Below are 448 nucleotides of genomic sequence, written 5' to 3'. Positions count from 1 at the left end.
ACTCACTGAGTCATCCACGAAAAGCTTCAATATGCTGCCTGCATGGGTTAGCTTGTCCCTAACCACTTCTAATTCATCGGCTATTTGCTGCTTCGCTGCCGCTGAGGCGGCTTCTCTTTGTTTTCGAGTCGCATACTGAAAGGCTGTCACTAACTTGTCATTCGTTTCTTGGTAGCGAAAGAATAAATAGCACACCATATACAACAGCCCCTGCCATTCAGGAAATCGACGAATTTTGTAAATAGATTGATGCCGGATAATAGAAGCGTAATAGTTCAAGTTCCCTTGTGACAACCTTAGCTCGCTGATGAGGCGTTTCACATCCTGATAAACACTCTTTATGGTATTGTGTGCCTCTATTTCACGATTAAGCTCTGCTGGAGTAAAGTCTTTAGCCGAGCCTTTTTGTATTGATAGTTGGTTTAGCCGCCCCTTGGTGTGTAGTATT

1 pseudogene is annotated in these 448 nt (G+C 43.8%); it reads right to left on the bottom strand.

The annotated features are described in order from the left end of the window. A pseudogene (locus AW165_RS19845) lies at positions 1-448 on the bottom strand (hypothetical protein); the annotation flags it as partial.

It is taken from the genome of Acinetobacter sp. LMB-5 (genome assembly GCF_001541635.1).
Classification (GTDB): Bacteria; Pseudomonadota; Gammaproteobacteria; order Pseudomonadales; family Moraxellaceae; genus Acinetobacter; species Acinetobacter pittii.
This window is presented reverse-complemented; position numbering and strand designations above follow the sequence as displayed.